Raw genomic sequence first — 23,039 nt, forward strand, 5'->3', positions numbered from 1 at the left:
GGAACCCCCATGTCGACCATCCTCATCACCGGCGCCTCGTCGGGTCTCGGCGCCGAGATGGCCCGCCAGTTCGCCGCCCTGGGGCACGACCTGGCGCTGTGCGCGCGGCGTACGGACAACCTCGAGGCGCTCCGCGCCGAGATCGCGGCGTCGCACCCGGCCGTCCGCGTCGAGGTCCGGGCGCTCGACGTCAACGACCACGACGCCGTCTTCAGGGTCTTCGGCGAGTTCCGCGACCTCTTCGGATCCCTCGACCGGGTTGTCGTCAACGCGGGCCTCGGGAAGGGCCAGCCGCTCGGCACCGGGCGCTTCGACGCCAACCGCGACACCGCGCAGACGAACTTCATCGGCGCCCTCGCGCAGACCGAGGCCGCCGCGGAGGCCTTCCGGGCGCAGGGCTCGGGCCACTTGGTGATGATCTCGTCGATCTCGGCGATGCGCGGGATGCCCCGCAACATCACGACGTACGCCGCGTCGAAGGCCGCCGTCGCCCACCTCGCGGAGGGCTTCCGGGCCGACGTCATGGGGACCCCGATCAAGGTGACCGTGCTCTACCCGGGCTACATCGTCTCGGAGATGTCGGCGACGTCGAAGGCCACCCCGATGGTCGCATCGACGGAGCGCGGCGTGCGCTCGATGGTCGCGGCGATCGAGAAGGAGAAGGCCTCGGCCCGGGTCCCGGGCTGGCCGTGGGAGCCGGTCGGCTTCGCCCTCAAGCACCTGCCTCTGCCGATCGCCCGCCGGCTGATGGGCTGAGCCGCGTAGTTGGGGACGATCTGGTAGGCCACCCACCGGGCCACCCACCAGGTCGTCCCCAACTACCGGGCGTGAGACGAGGCCCTCAGGCCCGCGCGGTCTGCCGGCCGGACGGCGTCAGCCGCCACTCCCCGTCCTCGCGCTCGACGAGGCCCATCCGCTCGAACTCCCGCAGCCAGCCCTCCATCGGCCACCGCCCCCACCGGCGCCGGAAGAGTGCGCCGTTGTGCAGGATGTCGGCGAGGTGCTCGACCGGCGGCGAGGACGTCGGGTGGTGCTGGTGGTAGGCGCGGGCACCCCCGAGCCAGCCCAGGGTGAGGCCGGCCGACGTGGCTGTCGCGGCGAAGTCGGTGTCCTCGGCTCCGTAGCCGACGTAGCTCTCGCAGAAGCCGCCGGCGCGTCGCCACCCGTCGGCGTGCACCGCGAAGGACAGCGACCAGAAGAGGTCGGGGTCGCCGCCCAGCCGGCGCTCGCCGGGCGCGGGTGCGGGTCGTGAGGGGTGCGGGTCGTCGAGGGCGTCGAGCCCGTCGAGCGGGTAGCCGTCCGGGCCGGCCGCGGGCAGGTAGGTGACCGGCCCCGACCACAGCACGTCGGGTCGGTCGCGGGCGGCGTCGGCGTAGGCCTGCACCAGCGCCGGTCCCGCGAGGCAGTCGACGTCGAGGAAGACCAGCACGTCGGCGCCGCGCTCCAGGGCCCGGAGGGCGGCTGCGTTGCGGGCGGCCGCCAGCGGCAGCAGCCCCGCCTGCACCGGGACCTCGACGACGTCCGGGGTGGGCGGGACGGCCGGGTGCCAGGCACGCACCGTGTGGTCCCCCATGGCGGCGACGACGTAGTGGTCGGGCACGACCCCGCGCGCCAGGCTGGCGTGCTGCATCCGGAGGTGGGCCGCCCGCCCGTGGACGAGGGTGACGACGGCGACGGTCACGATCCGGCCGCCGGGGCGCTCACGAGGGACGCACTGTCGGAGCCCGCCGCCACGGCGTGCACGACGCCGACAAAGCGGTGCACCGCGCGCCCGTCGCACCACGTGGCCCACTGCTCGCCGTCGAGGCGGGCGGTGCGGTCGAGCCGGGCGCCCCAGCCCGCGTCGGGCCAGGTCTCGCGCACGCTCACCGGCCAGCCGCCCCGGGCGAGGACCCCGGCGGTGGTGCGCTGCTCGTCGTGCGGCCGGTCCTGGGGCACCACGACCGCCGGTCGGCGCGCGGCCGCCACCTCGGCGAGCGCGTTCTGTCCCGCGTGGGTCACGACCACATCGGCCCCCCGCAGCGCCGCCGTCGGGTCGGCCACCCACGTCCCCGAGGGCCCCCCGAGCACCTGCCACTCCCAGCCGGGCGACGTGGCGCGGGCCCGGTCGAGCTGGTCGGCGGTGGGCCCGCCGCCGCCCGACCCGTTGAGCACCACGACGCGTCGTACGCCGTCGTCGGGCCGCCCGCCCGACAGCTCGTCACGGCCGAAGCGGGACAGCGCGCCGAGGCAGCGCAGCCGCGCCGCGTCGGCGGGCGCGAGACCGCGCACCATGCCCCGGGCCGAGGGCGGCCAGAAGGACACCAGCTCGCTGGAGAGGCCGAGCCCGGCCCGGTGCGGCGCGTCACCACGCTCGCCGGGCAGCACGACCGAGACGACGGGTACGCCGTGCAGCCGGGCCAGCATCGCCACCTCGACCGACACGTCCGAGACCATGACCGAGGGACGTTGCTCCGCGATCCAGGCCGAGATGCTCGCCATCCGGGAGCGCAGCCCGTCGTCGTCGAGGGGCGCCCAGTGCAGCTGGCCGCGGGCGGCGGCGTCGCGCGGGCCCGGGTCGTCGTCGTCCCGCTCGAGCCGCACCCACTCCCCCGTCCACTCCGCGGGCCGCGGCAGCGAGGAGAGCCCGACGACCGGCAGCCGGCACGCGTCGGCGAGCACGATGGCCCGGTGCAGGTGGCCGTGCCCGTGGTGGTGGACGTAGTAGCCGATCACGCGACCTCCCGCGGCCGCTCGAGGGCCTGCTCGTAGACGAGCTCGTAGGCGTCGACCATCCGCTCCAGCGAGCAGCGCGCCACGGCGGTCCGCCGCACCCGCCCCCGGTCGAGCCGGGCAGCGGTGAGCATCGCCGTGGCCAGCGCCGCGGGGTCGCGCGGGTCGGCGAGGACGCCGCCGCCGTCGACGACCACCTCGCGCATCGCACCCCGGTCGAGGGCCGCGACGGGGGTGCCGCACGCCATCGCCTCGGCGGCGACGAGCCCGTAGGGCTCCTCCCACTCGGGGGTCACCACGGCCACGCTGGCGCTGCCGACCAGCTCGCACAGCGCCCGCTGGTCGAGGTGCCCGACGTGGCGGACGTCGTCGCCGAGCCGCGGCCGGATCTCCCGGTCGACGTACGCCGCGTCGAGGACCGGTCCGGCCAGCAGCAGCGGCATCCCCGCCCGGCGCGCGGCGTCGATGGCCAGGTGCGGCGCCTTCTCGGGGACGAGGCGACCGCTCCAGACGGCGGGCCCACCACCGGGCCCCGGGACCCAGCGCTCGGTGTCGACGCCGTTGAGGATCGCCCGGCTGGCCACCGTCCCCGCCCAGGCGTCGGAGGTGCAGTTGCTGACCGCGACGAACACGGCCCGCGGTGAGGCGTGCACGAGGGCGGACCTCAGCCACGGGGTCGGCGGGGTGTGCAACGTGGTCACCATCGGCACCGGCACGACGTCGGCCATCGCGACGGGCAGGTGGTGGGTGCTGTTGTTGTGCACGACGTCGAACCGATCGTGCGCCGTGCGCATGAGCTCCAGCATGAGCCCCTGGTAGGCGTGGTGCTCCTGCATCCACCAGTGCGGCGGGATCGAGGTGTCGGGTCGCTCGCCGGGGTCGGGCTCCATCTGCTCCACGGCGAGCTCCCGAAGACCCAGCGACGGGTCGGACCCGGGCGCGGCGAAGAGGGTCACCTCGTGGCCGCGCTCCGACAGCCGCCGGGCCAGTGCGTGGGTGTGCGCCTCCAGGCCCCCGGCGAACGGCTCCCGGATCGGGAACCGGCTGGAGCCGATGATGCAGATCCTCAGCGGCCTCACCGGAGCAGCCGTCGGTAGAGCTCGCGGTGCGCGGTGGCGACCTCGTCGCGCTGGCGGCCCCGGGCGTCGAGGTCCGCCGGCGGCGGCGGGTCGGTGCGGGCCGTGCGCAGCGCGGTGCGCAGCGACGCGGCGTCGTACCGGCCCTCGCCCATCGCGTAGGTCAGGACCGGCCCCTGGTCGGCGAAGTAGCCGCAGTCGGGCACCACCACCGTGGTGCCGAGGTCGCGGCACGCCTCCAGCCACCCGGAGTGGGTGCCGAAGCGGTAGGGCAGGACCGAGACGTCGAGCCGGGCGAGGTAGTCCCAGAGGTCGTCGTCGGAGAGGTAGTCGTGGACGTGCAGCTCGAGGTCGCCGCGGCGCTCCGCGTCCCGGAGGTACGACGCCAGCCCGGCGTCGTGGCGCGACCCACCATCGGCGAGGACGTCGCGGTGCCCGTTGACGAGCAGCCGTGCGTCGGGCGTCGCCCGGACCTCCTCGACGAGCGTCGGCAGGATCGCGAGGGGGTCCATGCTGGCGCGCAGGCTCTTCACGTGCAGGCCGACCGTCCAGGGGCGCTCCGCCGGGCGCTCCCGGAGGGCGCGGGCCACGTCGAGCTCGACGACGTGCGGGTGCGGCACGACCAGCGCCTCGACCCCCCAGCGCCGGGCGATCTCGGAGGCCGCGCCGCGGGTCAGGGTCACCACCGCGTCCGCGGACGGGAGCAGCACGTCGAGCTGCGCGTCGTGCTCGCGGCGGTCGGCGTGGTGGGGGTTGCGCAGGTCGTGCACGGTGACGACCAGCGGGATCCCGCGCCGGCGCAGCACGCCCACGAGCTCCCGCAGCCCGTCGGGGGTGCACGTGTCGAAGCCGAACTGGACGTGGAAGACGTCGACGTCCGCCGTCTCGGCCCACTCCGGGCGCAGCATCACCGGCGGCCACCACCGCTGCTCGGCGGACCGGCGCGGGTCGTCGGGATGGGGGTCGGGCAGCCGCTCGACGCCGTCGTCCCCGTCCATTGGCGACAGGTGTCGGACGTAGACATGACCGGACGGCACGCTCGCGATCCGCAGCACGTCGCTGCCGGACCGGGCGTCCCTCCCCAGGGCCTCCCTCGTGATGCTCACGAGGGTGTCGTACCCGCTGGGGCGGGCACATGCGCCGGGGCCACCCCTAGGGGCAGCCGCCGGTCACCGGCCGCGGGCCTCCAGCGCCTCGTCGAGCAGGCCGACCAGGGCCTCGAGCTGGACGTCGACCGACGACGCCACCTCGTCGGCGCCGTCGAGCGCACGGGCGGCGAGGCCGGCCTTGCTGTCGATGAGCTCGGCGATCTTGGAGTCGATGGTCTGGGCGGCGATGATGCGCCAGGCCGTGACCGGCTCGGACTGGCCGATGCGGTGGATGCGGTCGATGGCCTGGGTCTGCTCGGCGTCGGTCCACGAGAGCTCGGCGAGCACCATGTTGGACGCGACCTGCAGGTTGAGGCCGACGCCCGCAGCGGTGAGCGAGCAGACGACGATCGAGGTGTCGGGGTCCGTGGTGAAGGACTCGATGGCCGCGGCCCGCGCCTTGGCGCTCTGGTCGCCGCGGATCGAGACGTAGCTGATGCCCCGACGGGCGAAGCTCTCCTCCGCCTCGTCCATCACGTCGACGTGCTTGGCGAAGAACACCACCTTGCCGACGCTGCGGGCCAGCTGGGCGGTGTAGTCGGCGGCCAGGCCGGCCTTGGCACGGCCGATGCGGCGCATCATGGAGAAGACGTTCTCGCCGTCCTTGGCGGCCTCCATGTCCTCGCGCTCCCACTTGGCGACGCGGCGTACGAGGTCGTGGTCGATGCCGTCGACGACCTGGCCGGACGTGCGCGCCTCGAGCGCGGCGTCGTACCGGGAGACGAGGCGGCGGGCGAGCTCGCGCTCGGCCTCGCGGATGGAGCGACCCTCCGCACCCTCGAGCTCGACCGGCAGGTCGGCGACCCGGCGGGCGGGGATGTCGGCGGCGACGTCGATCTTCTTGCGCCGCACGATGCCCATCTCGATGACCGAGCGGCGGGCGTTGGGGTAGAAGCCCGGCTCGCCCGGCATCAGGCCGGTGTCCTCGAGCTTGTTCATCAGCTCGGCGAGCGGCTTCTGGTCGTCGATCCAGCCCAGGAACTGCCAGATCGCGCGAAAGTCCTCGATGTCGTTGATCAGCGGCGTGCCGGTCAGCGCCATCAGCAGCGGGCGTGCGACCCGGGCCCGCAGGCGCTGGGACAGCTCGAGCACGTGCTGGCTGCGCTGCGAGGACTTGTTCTTGATGAAGTGGGCCTCGTCGACGACCATCCCGCGGAAGCCGTGGTCCCCGAGCCAGCCGACGTGGCGGTCGAGCACCTCGTAGTTGACGATCACGATGTCGGCGAAGCCGTCGACCTGCTCGCCGTCGCCGTGGATGACGGTGACGGTGCGGTGCGGCGTCCAGAGGCTGACCTCGTGGGCCCAGTTGGCCTTGACGACGTTGGGGACGACGCACAGCAGCGGGTAGGCGTCGGCGGCCTGCGCGGCGATCAGGGCCTGGGCGGTCTTGCCGAGGCCGGGCTCGTCGGCGAGCAGGAAGGTGCGGTGGCCCTGCGCGGCCGCCGCGACCAGCTGCTTCTGGTGCGGCATCAGGGCGACGCCCGGGGTGCGGGCCGCGTCGGGGGCGGGCAGCGTCATGCAGGCGGACGCGCCGCCGCCGACGTACTCGAAGGACTTGAAGAGGGGCTCGAGGAGCTCCCAGTTGGCCAGTCGGCGGGCCATCGGCCGGTTGAGCTCGGCGGCGGAGAAGTCGGGCACGAGGAACGGGTTGGCGAGCTGGCGCGCGATGACCGACTGGGGCACGACGCGGCGCGGCGACGAGGTCGCGCTCCCCTCGGGCTTGGGCTGCTCGACCTCCTCGGGGGCGTCGATGCCGGCCTGCTTGAGCATCTGGCGGCGCAGGGCGCGGGCGCCCTCGGAGACCTGGGAGTCCTCGGCGAGCAGCTGCAGCAGCGAGGTGTCGCGGGCGGCGGTCTTGGCCAGGATCGTGGCGATGCCGTCGAGGCGCTTGAGCTGCTCGCCCTTGCGACCCTCGGCGATCTCGGTGTCGGCGTTGATCCGGGAGCGCTCCTCACGCACCAGCAGCGCGACCACCTGGAAGGTCGCACGCCCGTGGGGCATGACCTTGCCGCGCTCGGCGGCCTGCTCGACCTCGCGCACGGCGCGGGCCAGCACGGGGATGATGCCCTCGTTGTCCAGGCGCTTGACCTTGGTGCTCCCACCCCGTTGCCGGGACTGGCGCTGTGCGGTCTGGCGTCGGCCTCGCTGAGCCACTCACGTCCTCCTCGGATGCCCGACGTGCGTACGCCGGACAACGTCGCCGCACGCGGTCTGCTCGGTGCGACGCTGTCATCCCCGGGCCGTGCGGTGGTGACAGAACGTCACGCGTCGCAAGCGAATGCCGGGGCTCCACCACCCGAATCAGGCCGGATCAGGCCCGATCGAGCAGCGGAGTGCTCCCCATGTTACCTCCGTCGCCCGCGAAAGCGTGCACCGGCGGGTCGAGCAGCCGCATCGGTTCGCCGGGACCCCGGACCGGTCCAGTCAGCCCGGGTCGACAGTGGCGCCCACCGGTCCGCGCCCCGATGCTGGGTCCGTGAAGGTCCACCACCTCAACTGCGGCACGATGCGCCCACCCCTGACCCCCGAGCTGGTCTGCCACGTCCTGCTCGTCGAGGGGCCCACGGGCCTGGTGCTGGTCGACTCCGGCTTCGGGCTCGAGGACGTCCGTGACCCGGCCCGTCGCCTGGGCTCGTCCCGGCGCCTGGTCAGGCCGGTCCTCGACCCCGGCGAGACCGCGCTGCGGCAGGTCGAGGGCCTCGGCTTCTCCCCGCACGACGTGAAGGCGATCGTGCTGACGCACTTCGACTCCGACCACGTCGGCGGCCTCGCCGACTTCCCGCGGGCGACCGTGCACGTCACCTCCAACGAGCTCGGCGCCGCCCTCACGCCCCGGACCCGGACCGAGCGGCACCGCTACCGCGCGGCCCAGCGGGCGCACGCGCCGACGATCATCGAGCACTCCCCTGCCGCCGGCGACTCGTGGCGGGGCTTCACGGCCGTGGAGCTCGAGGGCATCGCCCCCGGCATCGTGCTGATCGCCCTGCCCGGGCACACCCGCGGCCACGCGGCGGTCGCCGTCGACGCCGGCGAGCAGTGGGTGTTCCACGCCGGTGACGCGTTCTACCACCACGGCCAGGTCGACGGCTCCGGGTCGGCGCCGGCCACCCTGCGCGCCATGGAGCGCGCGGTCGCCCACGACTGGGCCATGGTGCGGGCCAACCACGCCCGGCTCGCGGGCATGTACGGCGGTCGCGAGCCCGGCGTGCTGCTCGTCAACTCCCACGACCCGGCGTTGCTCGAGCAGGCCCAGCGGGCCAGCGGCGGCAGGCACGCGCGGCGTACCTGACGCTCCTGCGAGGCTTGAAGCCCCGGCCCCCGGAGGCCCGAGGCCCCGAGCTCAGGACTCGGGCGCGACCCGGACCAGCAGCTTGCCCACGTTGCGGCCGACGAGCAGCCCGCGGAACGCCTCCGGGGCGGCCTCGAGGCCCTCGACGACGTCCTCGCGGTGGCGCACCGAGCCGTCGGCGACCCAGGCGGTCATGTCGCGCAGGAAGTCCTCGTGGTGGGTGGGCACGAACTCGTCCTGGATGAAGCCGCGCACGGTGAGGCTCAGGGACAGCACCTTGCCCATGAAGGCCGGCAGCTGGTCGGGCCCCTCGGGCGCGCTGGTGGCGTTGTAGCCGGCGACCAGCCCGCAGACCGGGATCCGGGCGAAGCGGTTGAGCCGGCGGGTGACCGCCGCGGCGACGGCGCCGCCGACGTTCTCGAAGTAGACGTCGATGCCGTCGGGCGTGGCCGCGGCCAGGTCGTCGACGAAGGTCGGCGACCGGTGGTCGACGGCCGCGTCGAAGCCGTAGTCCTCGACGAGGATGCGGCACTTCTCCGCGCCACCGGCGATGCCGACGGCGCGGGCGCCCTTGACCCGGGCGATCTGGCCGACGGCCGAGCCCACGGGGCCGGCAGCGGCGGCCACGACCACCGTCTCACCCGGCTGCGGACGGCCCAGCTCGAGCAGACCGGCGTACGCCGTGAAGCCCGGCATGCCGAGCACGCCGAGCGCCGTGCTGACCGGGGCCGCCTCCGGGTCGAGGCGGCGGGTGTGCCGGGCGTCGGCCACGGCGTGGGTCTGCCACCCGGCGAAGGCGAGCACGACGTCGCCGACCTGGCGCGACTCCGCACGCGTCTCCACGACCTCGCAGACGGTGCCGCCGAGGATGACGTCCCCGATCTCGAGCGGGGCGGCGTAGGACTTCGCGGCGCTCATCCGGCCGCGCATGTAGGGGTCGAGGGAGAGGTAGAGAGTGCGGAGCAGCACCTGGCCGTCCGCCAGCTCGGGCAGCTCCTCGGTGGTGACCTCGAAGTCGCTGTCGGCCGGCTCCCCGACGGGACGGGCGGCGAGACGGATCTGGGTCGATGTGGTCATGCACCCATTCAAGGCCATGGGTGGGCGTGCCACGATCGGGGGGCGAGACACCCATCGAGGAGGAACCCCATGGCTCCCAAGATCGCCACCAACACCCGCGTGGAGCGCGACGAGCTGCTCGACTTCGTGCGCCCCCGGCACCGGATGATCCTCATCACCCGCCGCCGCGACGGCAGCCCGCAGGCCTCGCCGGTGACCGGCGGAGTCGACGACTCCGGGCGCCTCGTCATCTCCAGCTATCCGCAGCGCGCCAAGACGCGCAACGTGCGCAGCCGGCCCGAGGTCAGCGTCGTCGTCGTCTCCGACGAGTGGGACGACCCGTGGGTGCAGGTCGACGGCACGGCCGAGGTCATCGACGCGTCCGACGACGTGGAGCCCTTCGTGGAGTACTTCCGCAACATCGCCGGCGAGCACTCCGACTGGGACGAGTACCGACGGGCCATGCGGGACCAGGGCAAGTCCCTCATCCGGGTCACCCCCGAGAGCTGGGGCCCGGTCGCGACGGGCGGCTTCCCGTCGGAGTCCGCCCGCGACTGACGGTCCCGCCAGGGCCACCGGGTCCGGGACCGTCGTCCCCGGAGTCGGACCGGAGGACCCTCCCCCCCGCCCCGGTCCCGTGCCACCGTTGAGGTGGGGGCAGGAGCAGGACGCAGCACGGGAGCGGTGGACGTCATGGTGCGCATCGTCGGAGACGTCGTCATCGCGGCACCGCTCGAGGACGTGTTCGACATGGTCGCCGACGAGCGCAACGAGCCGACGTACAACCCGCGGATCGTCCGTGCGGAGAAGACCAGCGTGGGGCCGGTCGGCCGCGGCACGACCTTCGTCGCGGAGCCCAGGGGTGCGGGCCGGCTGGGCGAGATGACCGTCGAGATCCTCGTCTACGACCGTCCGCACCGTCTCCGGACCTACGTGACGTCGTCGTCCTTCGAGGTCGCCGGCCTGGTCACCTTCTCCGCTGTGCCGGACGGCACCCGGCTGCGGTGGGACTGGGACATGCGGATGCACGGCCCCTTCCGGCTGCTCACCCCGGTCCTGCGCGTCGTCGGCCCCCGGTGGGAGCGACGCAACTGGCTCGACCTGAAGCGGCACCTGGAGCAGGGCCCCGCCTGAGTCGTCCCGCCCGGGTCACTGCGTCAGGCGGTGACGGGCACGAGCTCGCGCGCCGGGCCCATCAGGCCCTCCTGGCGCGCGACGAGGGCAGCGAGGCCGATCGTCGCGAAGGCCGCCAGGACGTTGATGGCCAGCATCGAGATGCTCTTCACCAGGATGAAGGTCGCGAGCGACTGCGACTCGAGCAGCCACAGGGTGGCCGTGGCCTTGGCGAGGCCCAGCACCGCCCACATGATCGTCAGGTTGCGGAAGAGCCGCTGGATGCGCGGGCGCGACGCCAGGTCGTGGTCCATCGGGTAGAAGTCCCCGGCCAGCCGCGCCACCATCGGCCGGGCACTGGCGAGCGACAGCAGGAACAGCATGGCGACGGCGCCGTCGCTGATGACGGGCTGCAGGAAGTAGAGCCACGTGCTGTCCGCCAGCACCGAGAGCAGGGTCCGGCCGGTCAGCAGGAGCGCGGCGAGGACGAGGAGACCCGACGTACGACGCCCGGTCAGGGCGCGCCAGGCGATCGCGCCGTACGACCACACGAGGGCGGCGGCCATGGCGGCCCAGACCCCCGCCACGACGAAGGCCGCGTAGAAGACGACGGCGGGGACGACCACCGCGACGAGCAGGCTCACCGAGACCCGGCGGACGACGGTGAGCAGGCCGGGCCGGTGGTGCGGCGCGGCGGTCGGGGTCAGGGACGCGGGCTGGGCGTGGGGCACGGGGACCGGTTCTGCCGGCGGGGGCCGGGCGTGATCGTCGTACGCCGTGAAATGACGGCGGGACCACGACGTCTGCGGGTTCCTCGGCCGGGCCAGTCTACGCCCGACGGCGCGCCGGGACCCCCGATTCGTCGTAACGGGGACCTTCGTCCCTGTGCGCACCCCGGGCGTTCGGCAAGCATGGAGGCAGACGAAGGAGTCCCTTGATGCCCACCGACGACGTGCTCGAGGTCCACCTGGAGGAGCTGGGACAGCACTCCTGGTGGAAGGCCCTGGCCAACACCCTGTCGGGCAGCTACGGCAGCGCGCAGTTCCGCTTCGTGGCGCGACCCCCCGGACCGGACGACACGACGGACGACCACGTGCTGGGGGCCACGTTCCCGGTCATGCGGCTGCAGGACCTCGACGACCTGCGCGAGCCCAACGCGTGGGTCGACACCGCGCAGGACCGCCTGCGCGAGCTCGACGCCCTGCTGGTCGGCGAGGGGTGGGAACGCACGTGGGAACCGAGGGACACCCCGCGCGCGCACTGGTGGTCCCTCGCCTACGCCCGTCCCCACGACACCGCACCTCCGGCCCGGCGGACGCCGTGAGCACCGGGGGTCAGGTGGACATCGACACCGGCCGCGGACCGATGCCGGTCTACTGCGCCGTGCCGTCGTCACCGCCGCCCTGGCCCGGGGTGGTCGTCGTCCACGACTTCACCGGGATGAGCAGCGACCTGCGGGCGCAGGCCGACTGGCTGGCCGGCGAGGGCTTCCTCGCCGTGGCACCCGACCTCTACCACTGGGGCAGCCGGCTCCGCTGCCTGCGCACGATCATGCGCGACATCGGGGAGCGGCGCGGTCGCACGTTCGACGACATCGAGGCCGCGCGGTCGTGGCTGGCCGGGCAGGACGGCTGCACCGGTCGGATGGGCGTCATCGGGTTCTGCATGGGAGGGGGTTACGCGCTGGCCCTCGCGCCGGGCCACGGCTTCGCCGCCTCGAGCGTCAACTACGGCGGCTGTCCCGCTGATGCCGCCACGTGGCTCCCGTCGGCCTGTCCCATCGTGGGGAGCTTCGGCGGCGCGGACCGCTCGCCGCTGGGCGCGGAGGCGGGCCGGCGGCTCGGCCGTCTCCTCACCGAGCTGCGGGTCCCCCACGACGTCAAGATCTACGCCGGCGTCGGCCACGGCTTCCTGAACGACCACGACCCGGCCGACGCCACGCTGATGCTCCGCTTCCTGGCCCGCGTCTCGGGGACCCGGTTCGACCCCGAGGCGACGGTCGACGCCCGACGGCGCATCGTGGCGTTCTTCGACCAGCACCTGCGCGACGAGCGCCGTCCATGACGTGGCAGGAGCCGGCGCCGTACGCCGACGGTCTCGGCCGGCTCCTGTCCCCCGGCTCCGACGGGACCAAAGGCACTACCTCGCACGACGGCGGCGGAGGACTGTCGGGAGGACCGGTGGTCGTGGTCGACTCGACGCGTGGAGGTGGTGGAGATGGCGCCGTGGCGTCGTACGGGCAGGCACGAGGGTGACGAGCGGGTCGAGGCTCCCCGGGGCGTGGTGCAGGTGCACCTCGAGGAGCTCGGCAAGCACGCGTGGCCGGAGGCCCTGCTGGGGGCGGTGCTCGGGGCGGGTGGCGGCCCCCTGTTCCGGTTCGTGGTCGCCGCGCCGGACCCCGACCACGAGGCCTCCGAGCACGCGGCGGCCGGGGAGCGGTTCCCGGTGGTGCGGTTCAGGGACCTCGACGACAGCGCCGCGCCCGACGAGTGGAACGACCTCGCCCACCGACGCCTCGACGAGCTGGAGGCCGAGCTGGTCGCGCTGGGGTGGCGACGGCGACCCGACACCGGGCCCTACTGGTGGTCCCGCCGCTACGAAGCGCCGGCGAGCCGGGGCTGAGCCGAGCTCGGCGGGATCGGGTCGAGGAGCCGACCCGAGCGCCACGACCGCTGGACGACCACGGCGGCGACGAGGGCGCCGAGCACGCCGAGGGTCAGGTCGCCCAGCGTGTCGGCGTAGGCGAACTCGCGCTCGACCGACTTGCTCAGGAACGCGACGTACTCCCCCAGCTCCCACGCGATCGCGGCCGTGGCGCCGAAGGCCAGGGACCGCTCGACCACGCGTCCCAGGCTGCTGTCACGCGGCAGGGTGAGCAGGATGAACGCGGCGGCCAGCAGGCCGGTGTTCATGAAGTGCATCCAGTCGTCGAACCACACGACCGTGTCGTAGAGGTCCATCCGGTTGCCGAGCACGTCGGTGAAGCAGGTGATCGTGACCAGCAGGTCGGGGATCCACGGGAACGCCATCCGCTCGCGCCACCACGTCCACCAGATGAAGGGCACGGCGAATGACGCCAGCGGGTAGCCCACCGCACGGACGCCGGCACCCTTGTCGCGCAGGTGACCGAGGTCGGGGTAGAGCAGGGCCAGCACGAGCAGCAGGACGAGTCCGGCCTTGGCCGTCACGTTGACCGTCTTGGCCACGCCGGGGGTGGCCGGCGGGGCGAGCACCACCTCGGTCACGTTCGCTCCCCACCCACTCGACGGCGCGCCGTCGGGGCGCAGGAGCCGCCATCGTCCCACCCCATCGCCCGCAGGGGTGAATCAGGAACGGCGCGGCGTCCGTCACTCCCCCGGCATCGTCTGGATCGCCGTGATGGCGATCGTGTAGACGATGTCCTCCACCAGCGCCCCCCGGGAGAGGTCGTTGACCGGCTTGGCCAGGCCCTGGAGCATCGGCCCGATCGAGATCACGTCGGCGCTGCGCTGGACGGCCTTGTACGTCGTGTTGCCGGTGTTGAGGTCCGGGAAGACGAAGACGTTGGCCCGCCCCGCGACGGGGCTGCCCGGGGCCTTGGTGCGGGCGACCGAGGCGATCGCGGCGGCGTCGTACTGGAGCGGACCGTCGACGAGCAGGTCGGGCTCGCGCTCGCGCACCAGCCGGGTCGCCTCGGTCACCTTGACGACGTCGGCCCCGGCCCCCGAGGTGCCGGTGCTGAAGCTGATCATCGCGACCCGGGGGTCGATGCCGAAGCGGCGGGCCGAGGCGGCGCTCTGGATGGCGATGTCGGCGAGCTGCTCGGCGTCGGGGTCGGGGTTGACCGCGCAGTCGCCGTAGATCACCACCTCGTCGGGCAGGCACATGAAGAAGACCGAGGACACGAGCGCGGCACCGGGGGCGGGACCGAGGAGCTGGAGCGCCGGTCGGAGGGTGGCCGCGGTGGTGTGCACGGCTCCGGCGACCATGCCGTCCACCTCGTCGAGGCGCAGCATCATCGTGCCGAGCGTGATGGTGTCGTCGAGCTGGTTGCGGGCGATGTCGGGCGTCATGCCCCTGTGGCGGCGGGCCTCGACGAGCGCGTCGACGTAGCGGTCCGCGACCGCGACCGGGTCGACCACCTCGAGCCCCGGTGGCAGCGTCAGTCCCTGCACCTCGGCCTGCGCGGCCACCTCGTCCGGCGCTCCGAGCAGCACGCACCGGGCGATGCCCATCTCGTGCGACGCCACCGCGGCCCGGATCGTGCGCGGCTCGGTGCCCTCGGGAAGCACGATCCGGCGGTCGGCCTCGCGGGCCCGGGTCGCCAGCCGACGGCGGAAGGCCGGCGGGCTCAGCCGGGGCACGTGGTCCGGTGTCGGCAGGGTGGCCAGCCAGCCCGGCTCCAGGGCGTCGGCCACGGCGGTCATCACCAGGCCCGCCCGCTCGGAGTCGTCGACGGGGACCTCGGGGTCCATGTCGTGCACGGCGGTCGCGGTCTCGTAGCTGTTGCGCTCGGTGAGCAGCACGGGCAGCCCCGTGGACGCGGCACCGCGGCACAGCTCCCAGACCCGTGGGTCCGGCTCGACCCCGAGGGTGAGCAGGAGCCCGGCGAAGCGGGTGCCGTTCATCGCGGCGAGGCAGACGCTGAGGATGATCTCGTCGCGGTCCCCCGGGACGATGAGCAGCAGTCCCTCCCGCAGCAGCGGCAGGATGCCCGGCACCGCCTGTGCGCCGACGATGACCGACTTGACCCGCCGGTCCTGGTCGCCGGCGTTGAGCACCCGGACGTCGAGGCCGCGGACGGCGTCGGAGACCCGCGGCCAGCCGAGCTCGGGGCGGTAGGGCACGGCGCCGACCAGCGCGAGGTCGCGCCGGGCCAGCAGCCCCCGGATCTCCTCGGTCCGCTCCGCCGTCAGGTCGGGGACCCGGTTGACGACCGCGCCGACGACGCGGGCGCGCTCGCCGCCCTGGTAGGTGCGGGCGGTGATCTCCATGGTCTCGGCGAGGTGCGCCAGGTCCTGGCCGTCGGGCGCACCCACGAGCAGGACGTCGGCGTCCAGCGCCTTGGCGAGCGCGACGTTGGTGCGACCGGCGTAGACGAGCCCGGACCCGGGCACCAGCCCCTCGACGACCACGACGTCGTGCTCGGCGACGAGCGGCTCGGCGGCGGCGACGACGTCCTCCAGCAGCGAGTCCAGCTCGTTGCGCGACAGGGCCTGCTCCACCCGGGTGGCGGTGATGGGCTCGGGCGGACGCAGCGTCGAGGTGAGCCGGACGAGCGCGGTGGAGCGGTCCTGGTCCGCGCCTCGGGCCCGGGGCTGGGCGAGCGGCTTGTAGAAGCCGACCGAGACGCCCTGCCGCTCGAGGGCGTGCACCAGCCCCAGGCAGGTGGCGGTCAGACCGACCCCGTGGCCGGTGGGGGCGACGAGCAGGGTGCGGGTCATCGGGCCACCTCCCCGGCCAGCTGCACGGTGTCCCGGGCGATGAGGAGCTCCTCGTCCGTGGGTACGACGATCGCCACGCGGTCGCCGGGTCGGCTCACCCGCCCGCCGGTGTGCCGTCCGTGGTCGGCGTTGGCGTCGGCGTCCTCGCCGATCCCGAGCACGCCGAGGTGCGACATGATCCCGCGCCGCACCTCGGTGGAGTGCTCGCCGATGCCTCCGGTCAGCACGACCGCGTCGAGCCCGCCGAGCGCGACGGCCAGCGACCCGACCGCCTTGGCGGCGCGGTAGCAGAAGACGTCGACGGCAAGCCGTGCCGGCGCGGAGCCGGCCACGGCGGCGTCGCACACGGTGCGCATGTCGTTGCTGAGCCCGGACAGGCCGAGCAGCCCGCTGCGGGTGTTGAGGGCGTCGACGACACCCGCGACGTCGAGGTCGAGGCGCTCGGCGACGTAGCCGAGCAGCCCCGGGTCGACGTCGCCGCTGCGAGTGCCCATGACCAGCCCCTCGAGCGGGGTGAGCCCCATGGTGGTGTCCACCGACTCGCCGCCTCGCACGGCCGCCGCGCTGCACCCGTTGCCCAGGTGCAGCACCACGAGGCGCAGCTCGGCGGCCGGACGGCCCAGCACCTCGGCCGCGCGGGCACTGACGAAGCGGTGGCTGGTGCCGTGGAAGCCGTAGCGCCGCACGTGGTGCTCGTCGTACCACTCCTGCGGGACGGCGTAGCGGTAGGCCACCGGCGGCATCGTCTGGTGGAACGCGGTGTCGAAGACCGCGACCTGAGCCAGCTCCGGCAGGGCGACGCGGGCGGTCTCGATGCCCAGCAGGTTGGCCGGCATGTGCAGCGGAGCCAGGTCGACGAGGGCGTAGAGGTCGTCCAGGGTCGCGTCGTCGACGACGACCGACGCGCTGAAGCGGTTGCCGCCGTGCACGACGCGGTGGCCGACCCCGACCAGCGTGTCGCGCTCCTCGTCGGTCAGCGATCCCATGAGGTGCGCCAGCGCGCCGCGGGCGGTCGTGTCGCCGGGCGTGGACGTCTCCTCGCGGTCGCCGCGGCGAACGTGCGCGACGGCGTCGCGGCTGCCGACGCGCTCGGCCAGCCCGGTCAGCCGCCGCTCCCCGGTCGCGGGGTCGACGAGGGCGAGCTTGACCGACGAGCTCCCGCAGTTGAGGACCAGCACGCACCCCTCGCTCACGCGGGACTCCCCTCGGCCGGGAGGACCCAGTCGCGCACCTCGGGCATGTCCTGGAGGTGCTCGACGACGTACTCCTCGTGGGCCGCCAGCCGCTCCTGGCACCAGGTCATCAGATCGCTGGCGCCGGGCGGCGTGCGCCGGGCGTTGTTGAGCGCGTCCATGACGAGGTGGTAGCGCGACACCCGGTTGCGCACGACCATGTCGAACGGCGTGGTCGTCGTCCCTTCCTCCACGAAGCCGCGCACCCGGAACCGGTCCGCGTCCGGCCGGCCGTGCACGAGCTGGTGGATGGCGCCCGGGTAGCCGTGGAACGCGAAGACGACGTCGACGTGGTCGGTGAACAGCTCGCGGAAGAGGGTCTCGTCCATCCCGTGCGGGTGGTCGCGCACCCGCAGCAGCGACATCAGGTCCACGACGTTGACCACCCGCGTCCGGAAGTGCGGCAGTCGCTCGCGCAGGATCCGGGCGGCCGCCACCGTCTCCATGGTGACGACGTCACCGGCGCAGGCCAGCACGATGTCGGGGTCGGCGGTGCCGTCGTCGGTGCCAGCCCACTCCCACACGCCGGACCCGCGGGCGCAGTGCGCGTCGGCCTCCTCGGCGGTGAGGTACTGCAGCTGGGGCTGCTTGTCGATGACGATGAGGTTGACGTACGACGTGGAGCGCAGGCAGTGGTCGGCCACGGACAGCAGGCAGTTGGCGTCCGGCGGGAGGTAGACGCGACCCACGGTCCCGCGGATGGTGATGACGTTCTGGATGAGGCCGGGACCCTGGTGGCTGAAGCCGTTGTGGTCGTTGCGCCAGGCCGTCGAGGTCAGCAGCACGTTGAGGCTCGGGACCCGCGCCCGCCACGGCAGGTCCTCGGCCTCCTGCAGCCACTTGGCGTGCTGGATCGTCTGCGACGCGCTCACCATCGCGAACGCCTCGTACGTCGCGAACATGCCGTGCCGTCCGGTGAGCGTGTAGCCCTCCAGCCAGCCGTGGCAGTTGTGCTCGGAGAGCACCTCCATCACCCGGCCGTCGCGCGAGATCCTCTCGTCGTCGTCGGTGACCCGCTCCGCGGACGCGCGGTCGGAGACCTCGAAGACGGCCCCGAGCCGGTTGCTGGTGGTCTCGTCGGGACAGAACAGCCGGAAGCGGTCGGGGTTGGCGGCGTACACGTCGCGGAGCAGCTCGCCGAGACGGCGGGTGGACTCGAGTCGCACGCTCGCGGGGGACGGTACGTCGACCGCGTAGGCGTGGTGGTCGGGCAGGTCCAGGGCGCGCATGAGCAGGCCGCCGTTGGCGTGCGGGGTCGCGCTCATCCGCAGGTCGCCCTCGGGGTTGGCACGGCGCACGAGCTCGGTCGGGGCGCCATCGGCGTCGAAGAGCTCCTCGGGGCGGTAGGACCGCAACCACTCCTCGAGGAGCCGGAGGTGGTCCGGGTTCTCCCGGACCCCTGCCAGCGGCACCTGGTGGGAGCGGAACGTGCCGAGCATCTGCACGCCGTCGACCACGTCGGGTCCCGTCCAGCCCTTGGGGCTGCGGAGCACGATCATCGGCCACCGCGGTCGGGTGCCGTCCCAGTCGCCGCCTCGGGCGGACTCCTGGATGGCCCGGATCCGCGACCACGCCTGCGCCAGCACTGCGGCGAAGCGGTGGTGCATCCCGGGAAGGTCGGCGCCCTCGACCTCGAGGACGTCGTACCCGTGGCCCTCGAGCAGCGAGCGGAACTCGGCCGGGTGCTTGCGGCCCAGCACGGTCGGTCCGGCGATCTTGGCGCCGTTGAGGTGCAGGACCGGCAGCACCGCACCGTCGCGCGCGGGGTTGAGGAAGGAGACGCCCTTCCACGAGCCCTCCAGGGGTCCGGTCTCGGCCTCGCCGTCGCCCACGACCGCCAGCGCGATCAGGTCGGGGTTGTCCATCACGGCCCCGAAGGCGTGCACCAGCACGTAGCCGAGCTCCCCGCCCTCGTGGATCGAGCCGGGCGTCGTCACGGACACGTGGCTGGGGATCCCACCGGGTGCGGAGAACTGGCGGAAGAGCCGCCTCATCCCCTCGGTGTCGCGGGTGACGTCCGGGTAGGTCTCGGTGCAGGTCCCCTCGAGGTAGCCGGCGGCGACGAGCGCGGGACCCCCGTGGCCGGGACCGGCGAGGTAGAGCACCTCCTGCCCGGTCTCGCGGACCAGCCGCGAGGCGTGCGCATAGATGAACGACAACCCCGGGCTGGTCCCCCAGTGGCCGAGCAGCCGCGGCTTGATGTGCTCGGCGGTCAGCGGCTCCCGCAGCAGCGGGTTGGCCATCAGGTAGATCTGCCCGACGGTCAGGTAGTTGTCGGCCCGCCACCAGGCGTCGAGGGCAGCCACCTCGGCATCGTCGAGCACGGCGAGCCGTGCGGTCGTCTCGTCCAGCAGAGCACGGTCCGGCATCTGGTGCGTCCTCGTCTCGGTGGCCCTCGGGGTCGTGCGAAGGGCACGGCCAACGTACCGATCCCCCGCCCCGAAAGCGACGGGTCATGGGTCCCGCGGCGGGCGGACCCTCGGCCCCCTCGCACGGTAAGGACCCCTTCCCTTCTATACCCCCCGGGGGTATGGTGGCGACATGAGCACTCACCACACCCACCACCCCGCGGGCACGTCCGGCGCCGAAGGCACGGCACCGGACGGGGACGAGGTGGAGTACACGTGCCCCATGCACCCCGAGATCCGCCAGCTGGGACCGGGTTCGTGCCCGATCTGCGGCATGGCACTCGAGCCGGTCGTCGTCACCGCCGACACGGGCCCCTCGGCGGAGCTGCGCGACATGACCCGCCGCTTCTGGATCAGCGCGGTCCTCACCGTCCCCGTCGTCCTGCTGGAGATGGGTCGACACCTCGTCGAGCCGTTGTACGACGCCATTCCCTCCGACGTCGCGACCTGGGCGCAGCTCCTCCTCGCCACGCCGGTGGTGCTGTGGGGCGGTTGGCCGTTCTTCGTCCGCGGCTGGCAGTCCGTGCGCACCCGCAACCTCAACATGTTCACGCTCATCGCGATGGGCACCGGCGTCGCCTGGACCTACTCGGTCGTGGCGACCCTGGCACCCGGCATCTTCCCGGCGGCGTTCCGCACCGACGACCCCAGCGGGATGGGTGACGGCATGGTCTCCGCGGCGGGCGCAGGCTCGGTGGACGTCTACTTCGAGGCCGCGGCCGTCATCACGGTGCTCGTCCTGCTGGGCCAGGTCCTCGAGCTGCGCGCCCGCGAGCAGACGTCCGGCGCCATCAGGGCCCTGCTCGACCTCACCCCCCGGACCGCGCGGCGCATCGCCGAGGACGGCACCGACGAGGAGGTCGCCCTCGAGGACGTCCGGCTCGGCGACCGGCTCCGGGTCCGACCCGGGGAGAAGGTGCCCGTGGACGGCACCGTCTCGGACGGCCGGTCCTCGGTCGACGAGTCGCTGGTCACCGGAGAGTCGATGCCGGTCACCCGGACCACCGGCGACAGCGTCATCGGCGGCACCCTCAACCAGTCGGGCTCCCTGGTCGTGACGGCCGAGAAGGTCGGCCGCGACACCGTGCTGGCGCGGATCGTGGCCATGGTCGCGGAGGCCCAGCGCTCCCGCGCCCCGATCCAGCGGACGGCGGACCGGGTCGCCGGGTTGTTCGTCCCGGTGGTCATCGGCATCGCCGTGGTCGCGTTCGTCGTCTGGGCCCTCGTGGGCCCCGACCCGCGGCTGGCCCACGCCCTGGTCGTCGCCGTCGCGGTGCTGATCATCGCGTGCCCCTGTGCCCTCGGCCTGGCCACTCCGATCTCGATCATGGTCGGTGTGGGGCGCGGCGCGAGCCAGGGCGTGCTCATCAAGAACGCCGAGGCCCTCGAGCGGATGGAGAAGGTCGACACCCTGGTCGTCGACAAGACCGGGACACTCACCGAGGGGCGACCGTCGGTGACCGGGATCGTCACCGCCCCCCTCCCCGCCGGCGGGAGCGGCGGGGTCACGGAGGCCGAGCTGCTGCGCCTCGCGGCGGGCGTCGAGCGCGCCTCCGAGCACCCGCTGGCGCAGGCGGTCGTCGCGGCCGCGCACGAGCGCGGGATCACCGTCCCCGAGGTCAGCGACTTCGACTCCCCCGTGGGGCGCGGCGTCCACGGCGTCGTCGAGGGACGCACGATCGCCCTGGGGTCGGCGGACCTCATGACCGGCCGTGGCCTCGACCCAGGCGCCCTGGTCGCCGAGGCCGAGCGGCTGCGGTCCACCGGAGCCACCGCGATCTTCGTCGGGGTCGACGACCGGGTCGAGGGCGTCCTCGCCATCGCCGACCCCGTCAAGGCCACCACCCCCGAGGCGCTGGCCGCCCTGCGCGCCGAGGGCGTCGAGGTCGTCATGCTCACCGGCGACAACCGGACCACCGCGGAGGCCGTCGCGCGTCGGCTGGGCATCGACCGGGTCGAGGCCGAGGTCCTGCCCGACCACAAGGCCGCCGTCGTGGCCCGGCTCAAGGCCGAGGGGCGGGTCGTCGCCATGGCCGGCGACGGGGTCAACGACGCCCCGGCCCTCGCCGTCGCGGACGTCGGGCTGGCCATGTCGTCGGGCACGGACGTCGCCCTGGAGTCCGCCGGCGTCACCCTGCTCCACGGCGACCTCACCGGGATCGTCAGGGCCCGGCGCCTGTCGGCCGCCACGATGCGCAACATCCGGCAGAACCTCCTGTTCGCGTTCGTCTACAACGCCGCCGGCATCCCCATCGCCGCGGGCGTCCTGTACCCCGTGACGGGCATGCTGCTCTCACCGATCATCGCGGCCGCCGCGATGGCGCTGTCCTCGGTGAGCGTCATCACCAACGCCCTGCGGCTGCGGACCCAGCACCTCGGCTGAGGGGCTCACCGGTGCTGCGTACGATCGGGTGCATGACTGCATCGGGAGCCAGGAGCCGGTCCCGACCGCCCCTGCTCGCCCTCGCGGTCCTCGCGGTGGCACTGGGGATCCTGGGGATGCACGGCCTCGGCGCCCACGGCGTCTCGCCGGGCGCCGGGGCCCCTGCCGCGATCACCGTCCCCGTGGCGGACCACGGGGTCGAGGACGCGTCCGTGACGTCCGGCGGGCACGCCGCGCACCGGCCCTCGCCGGCCGAGCACTCCCCGGCCGACCACGGGGACGACACGCACGGGACGTTGCTGTGGTGCGTCGCCATGCTCGCCGCCGCAGCCGTGGCCCTCCTCGCCGCCCTGGTCGCCCGGACCCGGCGCACCCGCCCGTGGGCCGTGCTGGCCCCGGCGCCCCTGCACTGGCTCCCCCGACCCTTCGTCCTGCGGGTCGGGACCGGGCCGCCCAGCGTGTGGAGCTTCTCGGTCATCAGGTGCTGACGGGTCGACGACCCGCCCACTGACGGACCCTTCACACCAGGAGAACCCACCCATGCACACCCACCGCACGAGCACGCCCGCACGCCGGACCAGCCGCCTCGTCGGGGCACTCGGCCTCGGACTCGCCCTCACCCTCTCCGCCTGCGGCAACGACGACAGCGCCGCGGACGCACCCGCGGCACTGTCCGACACCGAGCACAACGACGCCGACGTCGCCTTCGCGACCGACATGATCCAGCACCACGCCCAGGCCCTGTCGATGGTCGACCTGACCGTCACCCGGAGCCTGGACCCCGAGGTACAGCAGCTGGCCGAGGACATCCGGGCGGCCCAGGGTCCCGAGATCGAGACCATGAGCGACTGGCTCCAGGACTGGGACGAGGAGGTCCCCGCGACCATGCGCGACCACTCCAACGCCGGTCACGACATGGAGGGGATGGGCGACTCCATGGAGGGGATGGACTCCGACATGCCCGGCATGATGTCGGGCGAGGACTTCGACGAGCTGGAGAACGCATCCGACGCCGACTTCCAGGCCCTGTGGCTCGTGATGATGGTCGAGCACCACGAGGGTGCGGTGGAGATGGCCGAGGACCAGCAGGACGACGGGCGGTTCCGCCCCGCCGTCGAGCTCGCCGGGACCGTCGTCGAGACGCAGACCGCGGAGATCGAGACGATGCAGGAGCTGCTCGGTCAGTGACGGGCCGTGGT

At 73.6% G+C, this 23,039-nt stretch carries 21 protein-coding genes; 10 read left to right on the forward strand and 11 right to left on the reverse strand.

What is annotated here, in order from left to right; translation table 11 throughout:
• The first annotated feature begins 9 nt into the window (after window positions 1-9).
• On the forward strand, window positions 10-756 hold the full coding sequence (locus ASG88_RS16520; RefSeq protein ID WP_056888526.1) for an SDR family oxidoreductase: 747 nt from the start codon (window positions 10-12) through the stop codon (window positions 754-756).
• A gap of 85 nt (window positions 757-841) precedes the next feature.
• On the opposite strand, the gene ASG88_RS16525 is transcribed toward ASG88_RS16520, so the two are convergent.
• The 5 genes from ASG88_RS16525 to ASG88_RS16545 form a co-directional block, all read right to left on the reverse strand.
• The gene (locus tag ASG88_RS16525; RefSeq protein ID WP_056888527.1) at window positions 842-1,681 is read right to left on the reverse strand and encodes a glycosyltransferase family 2 protein; all 840 of its coding nucleotides are present in this window, start codon (window positions 1,679-1,681) and stop codon (window positions 842-844) included.
• Window positions 1,678-2,715 carry a glycosyltransferase gene (locus tag ASG88_RS16530; protein ID WP_056888528.1) on the reverse strand — a complete coding sequence of 346 codons (1,038 nt, stop codon included), beginning with the start codon at window positions 2,713-2,715 and terminating at the stop codon, window positions 1,678-1,680. Before ASG88_RS16530 ends, ASG88_RS16525 begins: the two co-directional genes overlap by 4 nt.
• Window positions 2,712-3,791, reverse strand: coding sequence for a glycosyltransferase (locus ASG88_RS16535; protein ID WP_056888529.1), 1,080 nt, complete (start codon window positions 3,789-3,791; stop codon window positions 2,712-2,714). The genes ASG88_RS16530 and ASG88_RS16535 overlap by 4 nt, the downstream gene beginning before the upstream one ends.
• Window positions 3,788-4,894 carry a glycosyltransferase gene (locus tag ASG88_RS16540; RefSeq protein WP_235534887.1) on the reverse strand — a complete coding sequence of 369 codons (1,107 nt, stop codon included), beginning with the start codon at window positions 4,892-4,894 and terminating at the stop codon, window positions 3,788-3,790. The genes ASG88_RS16535 and ASG88_RS16540 overlap by 4 nt, the downstream gene beginning before the upstream one ends.
• 63 nt (window positions 4,895-4,957) lie before the next feature.
• The gene (locus ASG88_RS16545; protein WP_056888530.1) at window positions 4,958-7,090 is read right to left on the reverse strand and encodes a DEAD/DEAH box helicase; all 2,133 of its coding nucleotides are present in this window, start codon (window positions 7,088-7,090) and stop codon (window positions 4,958-4,960) included.
• Between the two features lie 322 nt (window positions 7,091-7,412).
• On the opposite strand from ASG88_RS16545, the gene ASG88_RS16550 reads away from it, so the two are divergent.
• A complete protein-coding gene (locus ASG88_RS16550) occupies window positions 7,413-8,225 on the forward strand; it encodes an MBL fold metallo-hydrolase (protein ID WP_056888531.1) in 813 nt (270 codons plus the stop codon).
• A 51-nt stretch (window positions 8,226-8,276) separates the two neighbouring features.
• Here the strand turns inward: ASG88_RS16550 and ASG88_RS16555 are convergent, their stop codons facing one another.
• Window positions 8,277-9,302 carry an NADP-dependent oxidoreductase gene (locus tag ASG88_RS16555; protein ID WP_082600578.1) on the reverse strand — a complete coding sequence of 342 codons (1,026 nt, stop codon included), beginning with the start codon at window positions 9,300-9,302 and terminating at the stop codon, window positions 8,277-8,279.
• Between the two features lie 69 nt (window positions 9,303-9,371).
• On the opposite strand from ASG88_RS16555, the gene ASG88_RS16560 reads away from it, so the two are divergent.
• Both ASG88_RS16560 and ASG88_RS16565 read left to right on the forward strand, forming a co-directional pair.
• Window positions 9,372-9,839: a PPOX class F420-dependent oxidoreductase gene (locus tag ASG88_RS16560; RefSeq protein WP_056888533.1), complete on the forward strand. Its 468-nt coding sequence runs from the start codon at window positions 9,372-9,374 to the stop codon at window positions 9,837-9,839.
• A gap of 135 nt (window positions 9,840-9,974) precedes the next feature.
• Complete coding sequence (locus ASG88_RS16565) at window positions 9,975-10,415, forward strand: SRPBCC family protein (protein ID WP_157559790.1); 441 nt, start codon at window positions 9,975-9,977, stop codon at window positions 10,413-10,415.
• A gap of 23 nt (window positions 10,416-10,438) precedes the next feature.
• Here the strand turns inward: ASG88_RS16565 and ASG88_RS16570 are convergent, their stop codons facing one another.
• Window positions 10,439-11,125 carry a VC0807 family protein gene (locus tag ASG88_RS16570; RefSeq protein ID WP_056888535.1) on the reverse strand — a complete coding sequence of 229 codons (687 nt, stop codon included), beginning with the start codon at window positions 11,123-11,125 and terminating at the stop codon, window positions 10,439-10,441.
• 206 nt (window positions 11,126-11,331) lie between these two features.
• Here ASG88_RS16570 and ASG88_RS16575 point away from each other — a divergent pair, with 206 nt between their 5' ends.
• The 3 genes from ASG88_RS16575 to ASG88_RS16585 all read left to right on the forward strand — a co-directional run bounded on the left by ASG88_RS16575 (window position 11,332) and on the right by ASG88_RS16585 (window position 13,016).
• The gene (locus ASG88_RS16575) at window positions 11,332-11,718 is read left to right on the forward strand and encodes a hypothetical protein (RefSeq protein WP_056888536.1); all 387 of its coding nucleotides are present in this window, start codon (window positions 11,332-11,334) and stop codon (window positions 11,716-11,718) included.
• Entirely contained in the window at window positions 11,715-12,458 is a 744-nt protein-coding gene (locus tag ASG88_RS16580) for a dienelactone hydrolase family protein (protein ID WP_200956476.1), read from the forward strand. The genes ASG88_RS16575 and ASG88_RS16580 overlap by 4 nt, the downstream gene beginning before the upstream one ends.
• A 138-nt stretch (window positions 12,459-12,596) precedes the next feature.
• Window positions 12,597-13,016 (forward strand): hypothetical protein, encoded by a 420-nt coding sequence (locus ASG88_RS16585; RefSeq protein ID WP_056888537.1) that lies wholly within the window; start codon window positions 12,597-12,599, stop codon window positions 13,014-13,016.
• On the opposite strand, the gene ASG88_RS16590 is transcribed toward ASG88_RS16585, so the two are convergent.
• The 4 genes from ASG88_RS16590 to ASG88_RS16605 form a co-directional block, all read right to left on the reverse strand.
• Window positions 12,989-13,639, reverse strand: a complete 651-nt coding sequence (locus tag ASG88_RS16590) for a hypothetical protein (protein WP_056888538.1) — start codon at window positions 13,637-13,639, stop codon at window positions 12,989-12,991. The two genes, ASG88_RS16585 and ASG88_RS16590, sit on opposite strands and share 28 nt — an antisense overlap.
• Before the next feature lie 102 nt (window positions 13,640-13,741).
• Entirely contained in the window at window positions 13,742-15,817 is a 2,076-nt protein-coding gene (gene pta / locus ASG88_RS16595; protein WP_056888539.1) for a phosphate acetyltransferase, read from the reverse strand.
• Window positions 15,814-17,010, reverse strand: a complete 1,197-nt coding sequence (locus tag ASG88_RS16600) for an acetate/propionate family kinase (protein WP_056888540.1) — start codon at window positions 17,008-17,010, stop codon at window positions 15,814-15,816. Before ASG88_RS16600 ends, pta begins: the two co-directional genes overlap by 4 nt.
• The gene (locus ASG88_RS16605; RefSeq protein WP_056888541.1) at window positions 17,007-19,418 is read right to left on the reverse strand and encodes a phosphoketolase; all 2,412 of its coding nucleotides are present in this window, start codon (window positions 19,416-19,418) and stop codon (window positions 17,007-17,009) included. The genes ASG88_RS16600 and ASG88_RS16605 overlap by 4 nt, the downstream gene beginning before the upstream one ends.
• 172 nt (window positions 19,419-19,590) lie before the next feature.
• Here ASG88_RS16605 and ASG88_RS16610 point away from each other — a divergent pair, with 172 nt between their 5' ends.
• From ASG88_RS16610 to ASG88_RS16620, 3 genes are read left to right on the forward strand one after another with little or no spacing between them, the layout of a single operon-like run.
• Entirely contained in the window at window positions 19,591-21,840 is a 2,250-nt protein-coding gene (locus ASG88_RS16610) for a copper-transporting P-type ATPase (protein WP_157559791.1), read from the forward strand.
• Between the two features lie 32 nt (window positions 21,841-21,872).
• Window positions 21,873-22,328: a DUF6153 family protein gene (locus ASG88_RS16615; RefSeq protein ID WP_157559792.1), complete on the forward strand. Its 456-nt coding sequence runs from the start codon at window positions 21,873-21,875 to the stop codon at window positions 22,326-22,328.
• A 52-nt stretch (window positions 22,329-22,380) separates the two neighbouring features.
• Entirely contained in the window at window positions 22,381-23,028 is a 648-nt protein-coding gene (locus ASG88_RS16620; RefSeq protein WP_056888543.1) for a DUF305 domain-containing protein, read from the forward strand.
• Window positions 23,029-23,039: the final 11 nt, after the last annotated feature.

Source organism: Nocardioides sp. Soil777 (assembly GCF_001428425.1).
Lineage (GTDB): Bacteria > Actinomycetota > Actinomycetes > Propionibacteriales > Nocardioidaceae > Nocardioides > Nocardioides terrigena.

Excerpts from the sequence above, each read along its gene's own strand:
- ASG88_RS16520 (WP_056888526.1), top strand. The coding sequence starts at position 10 with ATGTCGACCATCCTCATCACCGGCGCCTCGTCGGGTCTCGGCGCCGAG.
- ASG88_RS16555 (WP_082600578.1), bottom strand. The coding sequence starts at position 9,302 with ATGACCACATCGACCCAGATCCGTCTCGCCGCCCGTCCCGTCGGGGAG.
- ASG88_RS16560 (WP_056888533.1), top strand. The coding sequence starts at position 9,372 with ATGGCTCCCAAGATCGCCACCAACACCCGCGTGGAGCGCGACGAGCTG.
- ASG88_RS16565 (WP_157559790.1), top strand. The coding sequence starts at position 9,975 with ATGGTGCGCATCGTCGGAGACGTCGTCATCGCGGCACCGCTCGAGGAC.
- ASG88_RS16575 (WP_056888536.1), top strand. The coding sequence starts at position 11,332 with ATGCCCACCGACGACGTGCTCGAGGTCCACCTGGAGGAGCTGGGACAG.
- pta (WP_056888539.1), bottom strand. The coding sequence starts at position 15,817 with ATGACCCGCACCCTGCTCGTCGCCCCCACCGGCCACGGGGTCGGTCTG.
- ASG88_RS16605 (WP_056888541.1), bottom strand. The coding sequence starts at position 19,418 with ATGCCGGACCGTGCTCTGCTGGACGAGACGACCGCACGGCTCGCCGTG.
- ASG88_RS16610 (WP_157559791.1), top strand. The coding sequence starts at position 19,591 with ATGAGCACTCACCACACCCACCACCCCGCGGGCACGTCCGGCGCCGAA.
- ASG88_RS16615 (WP_157559792.1), top strand. The coding sequence starts at position 21,873 with ATGACTGCATCGGGAGCCAGGAGCCGGTCCCGACCGCCCCTGCTCGCC.
- ASG88_RS16620 (WP_056888543.1), top strand. The coding sequence starts at position 22,381 with ATGCACACCCACCGCACGAGCACGCCCGCACGCCGGACCAGCCGCCTC.